The following is an 8306-nucleotide window of genomic DNA, read 5'->3' on the forward strand; positions in this document are numbered from 1 at the left end:
GTCGCGGAATTCCACAGATAGCCGCCGTGATGGGGAGCTGTGTCGCCGGTGGGGCTTACCTTCCCATTATGAGCGATGAAGCCCTGATTGTAGACAAGACGGGTAGTATTTTTCTGGCGGGAAGTTATTTGGTGAAAGCGGCCATAGGGGAAAGTGTCGACAACCAGACCCTTGGAGGGGCCACCACGCATTGTGAAATCAGCGGGGTTACAGACTATAAGGCCAAAGACGATAAAGACGCCCTGGATCGCATCAAAAACCTTATCGATAAAATGGGGGCCTTTCCCCGGGCGGGTTACAACCGGGTGAAATCTGTAAACCCCGCCAAGGATCCCAAAGAAATCTACGGCCTGTTGCCGGGTTCCCGATCCGAACAATACGATATGGTCGAAATCATTGAGCGCCTGGTGGACGACGGTTCGTTTGAACAGTACAAGGAAGGCTATGGAAAAACGCTATTGACAGGATATGCGCGCATCGATGGCTGGGCTGTCGGTATTGTGGCCAACCAGAGGCGGGTGGTGAAGACCCAAAAAGGAGAAATGCAATTCGGGGGGGTTATCTACTCGGATTCAGCAGATAAGGCTGCGCGGTTTATCGCCAATTGCAATCAAAAAAAGATTCCCCTGGTTTTCCTGCAGGATGTGACCGGCTTTATGGTGGGAAGCCAAAGTGAACACGGGGGGATTATTAAAGATGGGGCAAAAATGGTCAATGCCGTGGCCAACTCCGTGGTTCCGAAATTTACCGTAGTGATCGGAAACAGCTACGGCGCCGGAAACTACGCCATGTGTGGAAAAGCCTACGACCCGCGTTTGATATTTGCCTGGCCCAGTGCCAACCTGGCGGTCATGAGCGGGAATTCAGCCGCTAAAGTTCTGCTGCAAATCGAAAAAGCCAGGCTGGAGAAGTCCGGAGAATCCTTTGACAAGGATAAGGAAGCCGTCCTGTACGAAAAGATTAAACAGAAATACGACACCCAAATATCGCCGTATTACGCTGCAGCCCGGCTGTGGACCGATGCTATTATAGATCCCCTGCACACCCGGCAATGGATATCCACGGGGATTGAAGCCGCAGATCATGCCCCGATTGAAAAACCTTTTAATATGGGTGTATTGCAGGTGTAGGACATTTCAGTTTTCATTCCATCGCATGGGCAACTCTTTTTCCCGATGCAATTGGAAATTCAGGTTCTGAAAATCGACAACGACAATGGCGATCTGGAACATTCCCGGATATTTGACCACGAGCTTATCCCCTTTGTTCACACTCATTTTATACCGTCCCCATCGATCCGTAGTAACTACTTCATTTCGGGTATAATTGATAATGGTTGCTCCTTTCAGAGGAGATTGCCTCCCGGCTCTCAGATTTACCACACTTGGGCTCTCATAAAATACCTGACCTGAAATTTCGCGCTCCCGCCTTTGTCGTCTGCGAAGCTCACGGGGTTTCGGAATTTTGCGCTTATTATCGGTAAATAAGGTGGTCTGCAGGGTAAGGCCCACCACTGCCTCGTCTATTCTTTCCCACACGTCCTGGCTGGCATAGCGACGAAAAGAACGGCCTGAACTCTTTCGGGCTGCAGGGAGGCTTAATCCTATCTTATCCGTTCCATACACCCCCAATAATTCCAGGGTGACGATAAAGTCGTCACGCACCCATATATCAAAGGGATTGAGATCGATAAGCGTGAATACTTCCCCATATCGCAGGGTATAGAGAATACTTCGGCCAGTTGAATTTAAATTCTGTCCGGGCAAGGCCCTCTTTTTATTGACGTCATATATATTTACCCGGAGCTGAATACTGTCTGAAGGATTATCCATGACTTGAAAAAACAGGGCTTTCAGGCGCCTAAGCCCCTTATCAACCCGAATTCGGGAACCCAGTTCCCCGCCCAGGGCGATACTGTCCTTCCAATATCCGATCCCCTGACCAGCGAGGTTTGGGTATCCCACCTCCTCTTCTACCTCAAATAGTTCTGCAGTAGATACTATAACTTCATCCAGGTCTATAGCGGTGGGCTGCAACCGGAAAATAAACTCTTGTGTAGACTGTTTTAACCGGGATAACGGAACTTCCGTCGGCACATAGCCCAGTGAGGAAATACGCAAAATATCACCTGGCTGAACTTCATGCCGCCTGAACTGCAGTAAGAAGTCCCCTTCCTCATTGCTGACCGTACCAATGCCCCGGTTTACCACTCCAATATTCACAAAGGGGATTGGTTTCCCGGTCTCAGCATCAACCACCTGTCCGAGAAAGGCAAGTTGAGCCTCAAGGGAGGGGCTTAGTAACAAAAACACTATGGAAAAAACCCATTTCATTAAATATCTGCCGGATGCCTTTCTGGGATGGGTATCTCCATGTTTGGTGGTTAATTGCGCTTCAATTGGAAATTAAAGTTCCGGGGTTCCTCTACCTCCACGACAATTTCCAACAGGCCCGGATAAGAGACGGAGAGGATATCTCCCTTCGAAATCCGGGTGGTATAGCGCCCCCATTTATCCGACTTTACACTTTCATTTCGCGTGTAATTCCTGATGGTAGCTTCTTTGAGTGGATTGCCTGCATGAAAAACATATCCGGAGATTTCAGTTTCATTCTTTTCCTGTTTTCGAACAATCCTGGCCTTGGGGAGTCTACGGGGGTTGTCGGTATACAAGGTACTCTGTATGCTGAATCCCATCACGGATCCCTCCAGGCGTTCCCATCTGGACTGGCTGGCATATCTTCTAAAAGACTCACCCCCGGAAGATGAACCGGCAGGAAGGCTTAAACCCACGCGCTCTGTGCCGTAGACCCCAAGCAATTCCAGGGCAACGATAAAGTCATCGCTTACCCACAACTCCGCCGCACTCAAATCAATGACCACAAGGTTTTCACCCTTTCTCAGGGTATGTAAAATACCCTTGCCACTTTTATTGGCATTCGTACCCGGGTAGGTCGATTTGATATCGGTTTTGTAAATATTCACCCGAAGTTGCACGCTGTCTGAAGGGTTGTCCAGTACCTGAAAAAACAGTGCGTTTAGCCTCCTGAGTCCCTTATCTACCCGAATCCGGGAGCCGAGCTCTCCACCGAGGGCCACGCTGTCCTTCCAATATCCGATCCCCCTGCCCATCATATTCGTATATCCGACTTCCTCCTCCACTTCAAAGAGTTCGGCTGTAGACACGATAACTTCGTCCAGGCCTATCGGGGCGGGATTGAGGCGAAATGTAAAATGTTTTGTGGTTTGTTCAAGCGTGGAAAGCGGTATTTCCGTGGCTTCATATCCAAGGCTGGAAATCCGAAGGACATCGGCGGGGCCCACTTCCTCCCGCCTGAATTCGAGCAGAAAATTACCGTCCTCATCACTCACAGTACCAATGGCCCTGTCTACCACGCCAATATTTACATACGGAACAGGGGCACCCGTGGCAGCGTCCAACACACTCCCGCTATAAGCCAATTGAGCTTGCAACGGGAGTACTACAAACAGTAGTACATTGCAAAGTAGAAACTTCATTATCTAGCGAACGCGGCTCACTCCCGGATTGTTGATCGAGAGTAATTTCTGCCAGTTGTTTCTAAGGGTAAGTTTAAAGGTATTCACCTGTTTTGTCTGATCGCGTTCCCCGTAATTGTAGTAGGTGGTTACCTTGAGATAAGTGGGGGTAAGACTCTTATTCCCTTGGTATTTCACATTGACCTCCCACAAGCCCGGTAAAGCACTGTCAATAATGTGTTCCTCCATGGAATAGCCCGTCATCTTTTCATCGATTATCCGATCTTCATTATCGATATAAGTGTGCTTCCAATTGTGGTATTGACCTTCTGGGTTTACAAACTGCAGTTCGAACTCCGCCTCTGTCTCATTCCATTCCACAACCACACGGGTCGTATTCTGAACAAAGGGATCTGAGACGAGCTTCCTGGCATTCGCCCCGATTTGGGAGGCGTGTAGTTTCAATAAATTATCACTTTCATGTTGAATGATTTTTGAAAAATCCTCAGAGGGTAATAAAAAGTTTTCATCCACCAGGTATTTATATCGGGCGTAGATGGCAGCGGCCTTGTCATAAGCCTTTGCATCCCGGTACGCGAGGGCCAAATCCTGATAGGACTGGCTGTAATTGGGACGCATAATAAAGACTTCTTTAAAGGCTTCCAGGGCTTTCTGAAACCTTTCCTGTTCCTGAAAGGAGTATGCCAATGCCTTCAGCATGGAGGCATTTTTTTCAAAAACCCGGTTATTCTCCCTTATTATCTTGTCGGCGAATTCCGTTTCACCCAGGGTCTGGTAAAAATGCTTGTAGGCATCCAAATAGAAATAAGCAGAACTGCGGTATTGGGATTCATATCGGGCATATACCGTCTGTGCGTCCTCAAAAGAATTCGCTTCCCGCAAGGCCGACATATAACTTGGTTCGCTATAGGCTACCCCTGTACCATCCAGTGCGGGTTCTTTCACATAGTTGTTCCTAAGACGAGCCTGATCCACTATTTTATTCTGCTGCGGATTCCCGGAAATTGTATTGATTACGATAACACCACCACTACCCACAGCTCCATATCGGGCTGTATACGCAACAGAAGAGATCAGTGCCATTCGCTTGATTTGATTGACATCAATCCAAATAGGGGCCTGTTGTAAGACCAGGCCGTCGACATCAAAAATCCCAACACGCTGATTGCTAATGGATCCACCTCCTCTGAAGATAACTGCCCCGCCTTCCTGGCAATTTCCAGTGGTGGTAATTCCCGGAAACCGATTCCGGATCACGTCCAAAATGCAGATTGCCACAGGTAGGATCGTCCTTTGGTCCAGCATCCGGACCTGGGCCGGTGCCGTATCGGCATCGAGGTAACCAAAGGCAGTTTTTAAAATCCTGGGATTACCGGCGTATTCTATGGCTAAATCCTGCTGGGATTTACGCCGGCTCTCAGTAACGGTTACCTCATCGAGTTCCTCCACATCCGGAATCATTATGAGGTTCATATACCGAGTTACTTCCTCCACGCGCACCAGGTAATCTTTCATACCTGTGTAGGAATACTCCAGGAAATCTCCTACCTCGGCCTGAATTTCGTATTTACCGTCCTCATCCGAAAAGGTCCGCCGGTCCTGTTTGCCCTGGACGGCGATTACAACATCCTTCATAGGGTTTGTACCATCGGTGACACTGCCCCGAACTGTGCGCATTTCCTGAGCCATAAGACCCAGGCCTACCATTAAAAAAGAGAGGGTAAAAGTGAGTTTAATCCGGATCATAGCGAATTGATTTTTAATGTAATTTACATAAAACCTATCATATATTATTATATATATGTGTAAGGAAATTCATAAATAATATTTATGTTAATGAGTTTGTGTGCTCCAATCTCCAAAAGCTACCCTTTGCAATGGATAAGGCTCAAGGTACCCCATAATGGCCAGAGCTGGTAGTTAGCCTTAGTTTAACGCAACGGTAGCACCCTTAGACAGGGTAAACAAACGCTGATTGGCATCCTTAAGGCTCAGCTTGAATACGCGGACTTCTTTACGTTGTGAACGCGTTCCGTAATTGTCGTAAATGGTAACCTTTACATATGTAGGGGACAGACTTTTATTGCCGTAATAGCGCGCATTGACCTCCCAGGTTCCGGGCAGGGAACTGTCGATAAGAAATTCTTCGGTATTAAACCCTATTTCTTTTTCCCGCATAATCCGATCCGCGTCGCTGGCGAGGGAATGCTTCCAAATATGGTACTGGTTTTCCGGGTTCACGAATTGTAAATCGAATTCTGCCTCTCCATCATTCCATTCAAAGACGAGTCGGGTCCCCTGAAATGTTTCCTCCTCCACATACAGAGATTCCCTGTTGGATGCACTGACGATACCCGCCTGGTGCAGGAATAAAAGGTTGTTATACTCCCTATTCAGTATGGGGACAAAATCTGCAGTATCCACCGGAATCAGGTTTTCATCCACCAGGTAATCGTACCTCTTGTATTGGGCAGCAGCATTATCATATCGACCCAAATCACGGTAGCTGTTCGCCAGATCCATATAAGACTGCCCATAATTGGGACGCATCCTCATAACCTCCTTATAGGCATCATGAGCCTTATCGATCCGGGACTGACTTTCGTACATGTATGCCAGTGCTTTCGTATTGACGGGATTCCTGTTAAATATATAATTATGGGAACTGATGATTTCATCTGCAAAAACCTGATCTCCCCTTTCCTCATAAAAATGGCGGTAGGTGTCCATTACAAAATACGGTGAACTGCCATAGCGGGAAGCGTATTTTTCATATACGGCCTTAGCTTCCACAGCTGAAGTGGCGGCTTTCAGTTCCTGATAATACGTAGGCTCACCCGCTTCGACATCGGCTCTCGAAAGGATTGGCCCCATTTCAAAATTATTCCGCAACCGCGCAAAATCCTTGAGTTGACCTCCTTTGGGACTGCCGGCTAAAGTGTTTATAACGATGACCCCACCTGCACCCAGATTTCCATATTGGGTTGTTGTGGCAAAATTATTCAGGATAGCCAGTCTTTTGATCTGATTGATATCCAGCCATATGGGTGGGTCTAGAAAGATTTGTCCATCGACATCGAAGAGCGCTGCTCTTTGATTAAATATGGAAGAGGTCCCCCGAATAAAAACCCTTTGGGGGGCCAAATCCTCAAACTCACTGAAGGAATCTGCATCCGATTGAGCCACGCCCTGAATATTGGTTAGCTGACCAGTGACAGGAAGTGCCCCACCCCCTGAACAGTCACCTACAACACGGACTCCGGAGAAACGATTGCGAAGCAAGTCCAGGATACACAGATAAATCGGACTGATATCATCTTGATTCATAAACCGGATATTACCGGGAGCGGTATCAGCATTTAAAATCCCATAGGCAGTGCGGATCAGGCGTTCGTTAATCACGTATTCACGGGCCAGATCTCGCTGGCTCTTCCGGTTGCTGCCAACAACGACAACCTCTTCGAGTTCAGCTACATCCAAAACCATGGTAGGACTCAGAATTCGGGTCACATCCTCTACCCGAATTCGCAGCGGTTTCATGCCCTGATAGGTATAACTCACTACATCCCCGGGGCTCGCGGATATGCTATACGCTCCTGAAGCATCTGTAAAGGTTGAAGGACCTCCCCCTTCGACCGTTATAGCGACATCAGAAAGGGGTGCCCTTCCGTCTGAAACCGTGCCTCGAATGGTTTTCTGTGTTTGCTGGGCCATTGCCAGCGGGCCGATTAACATGAGTAATATCCAGAATTTTTTCATAGCAAATGTTTTAACTACCTTAAAGATAAGCCTTTAAATGTTAAAAAAATTAAAAGGAAGTCGTTTTACAATGTTTTTTGACCCCAGCAGTCCACCACGCATTCGAAAATGGACGATATCAACTCAAAAAACGAGTACGGAACACTTTTAGATTCAAATCCTGAATCAAAAAATCTGCCGATTCTATGGTTTTTTTCCTTATCGGGGAATAAGGTGTAATTCTGTCTGCCGCCCATTGACATAGCGGAAACCATCAGGCCCGTAAAATCCTGCTTCTTCCAGCATAATCCGGATGTCCCGTTTCCATTCAGGCAGGGTTACCGTAGTATTGAGTTCTATGGCATAAACCGTATTCGGGTGTAGTGGATATGCGCTGCCATCTTTTGTCTTTACCCCGTTCTGTGCATCCCACATCCCGATAGTAGTACCCGCAGAATGTCCATAAGTCCCCAGGGGATGCGTGTAGATGGCCGGTTTTAATCCTTCCTTCCTGCCCTGGGCGAGGGAGTTCGCGAGGATTGCATTACCGGTTTGTCCGGTTTTCATATTGCCGGTGAGCAGGTCCTGTACCCGATTGCCATCAGACAGGGCTTTTCTCAGGAATTGGGGGGCTTCAGTTTCCCCCGGCTTTAAAACGTAGGCCAGTTGCTGACAATCCGTGTTCAATCGCAGATAGGTAATCCCAAAATCACAATGCAACAGGTCTCCCGGAAGGATCACCATACCTTCCGGCCGGTCCGAGAAGGAATACAAATGTCCCTCCAACCGATCGGCACTGCGTTGTATATCAACCGTTGGATGAAACCACGTTTCAAGACCCAGGGAGGTAACTTTTTCCCGCATCCACCACTCCACTTCTGAAGTCGTCGTAACTCCTGGGGTGATAACGCTGGTGGAAAAGGCCTCTGCGATAATATTATGGGTAATATTGACCAAATGGGACATGAGGACCATTTCCCTTTCCGTCCGCGTTTCAATCCAGGACACGGCAAGGTCCTCAGCCGAGACGACCCTGGACCGATATTTGGAT

Annotated in this window: 6 protein-coding genes; 1 reads left to right on the top strand and 5 read right to left on the bottom strand. The window is 47.9% G+C overall.

The window, feature by feature from the left end; all coding sequences use genetic code 11:
* The coding region (locus tag WBV75_RS09555; RefSeq protein WP_424120395.1) for an acyl-CoA carboxylase subunit beta at window positions 1-1130 on the top strand (1130 nt) is incomplete at its 5' end.
* A gap of 6 nt (window positions 1131-1136) precedes the next feature.
* Here WBV75_RS09555 and WBV75_RS09560 read toward each other — a convergent pair.
* The 5 genes from WBV75_RS09560 to WBV75_RS09580 form a co-directional block, all read right to left on the bottom strand.
* A complete protein-coding gene (locus WBV75_RS09560) occupies window positions 1137-2312 on the bottom strand; it encodes a carboxypeptidase-like regulatory domain-containing protein (protein ID WP_424120396.1) in 1176 nt (391 codons plus the stop codon).
* Between the two features lie 71 nt (window positions 2313-2383).
* The gene (locus WBV75_RS09565; RefSeq protein WP_424120397.1) at window positions 2384-3517 is read right to left on the bottom strand and encodes a carboxypeptidase-like regulatory domain-containing protein; all 1134 of its coding nucleotides are present in this window, start codon (window positions 3515-3517) and stop codon (window positions 2384-2386) included.
* Between the two features lie 3 nt (window positions 3518-3520).
* Window positions 3521-5263, bottom strand: a complete 1743-nt coding sequence (locus tag WBV75_RS09570) for a hypothetical protein (RefSeq protein WP_424120398.1) — start codon at window positions 5261-5263, stop codon at window positions 3521-3523.
* Between the two features lie 180 nt (window positions 5264-5443).
* Complete coding sequence (locus WBV75_RS09575; protein WP_424120399.1) at window positions 5444-7276, bottom strand: DUF2135 domain-containing protein; 1833 nt, start codon at window positions 7274-7276, stop codon at window positions 5444-5446.
* A gap of 198 nt (window positions 7277-7474) precedes the next feature.
* The coding region (locus WBV75_RS09580; protein ID WP_424120400.1) for a M24 family metallopeptidase at window positions 7475-8306 on the bottom strand (832 nt) is incomplete at its 5' end.

This window comes from Robiginitalea sp. (assembly GCF_049588695.1).
Lineage (GTDB): Bacteria > Bacteroidota > Bacteroidia > Flavobacteriales > Flavobacteriaceae > Robiginitalea.

Bases quoted from the DNA above. Each gene is read 5' to 3' on its own strand.
- WBV75_RS09565 (WP_424120397.1), bottom strand. From the start codon at position 3,517: ATGAAGTTTCTACTTTGCAATGTACTACTGTTTGTAGTACTCCCGTTG.
- WBV75_RS09575 (WP_424120399.1), bottom strand. From the start codon at position 7,276: ATGAAAAAATTCTGGATATTACTCATGTTAATCGGCCCGCTGGCAATG.
- WBV75_RS09570 (WP_424120398.1), bottom strand. From the start codon at position 5,263: ATGATCCGGATTAAACTCACTTTTACCCTCTCTTTTTTAATGGTAGGC.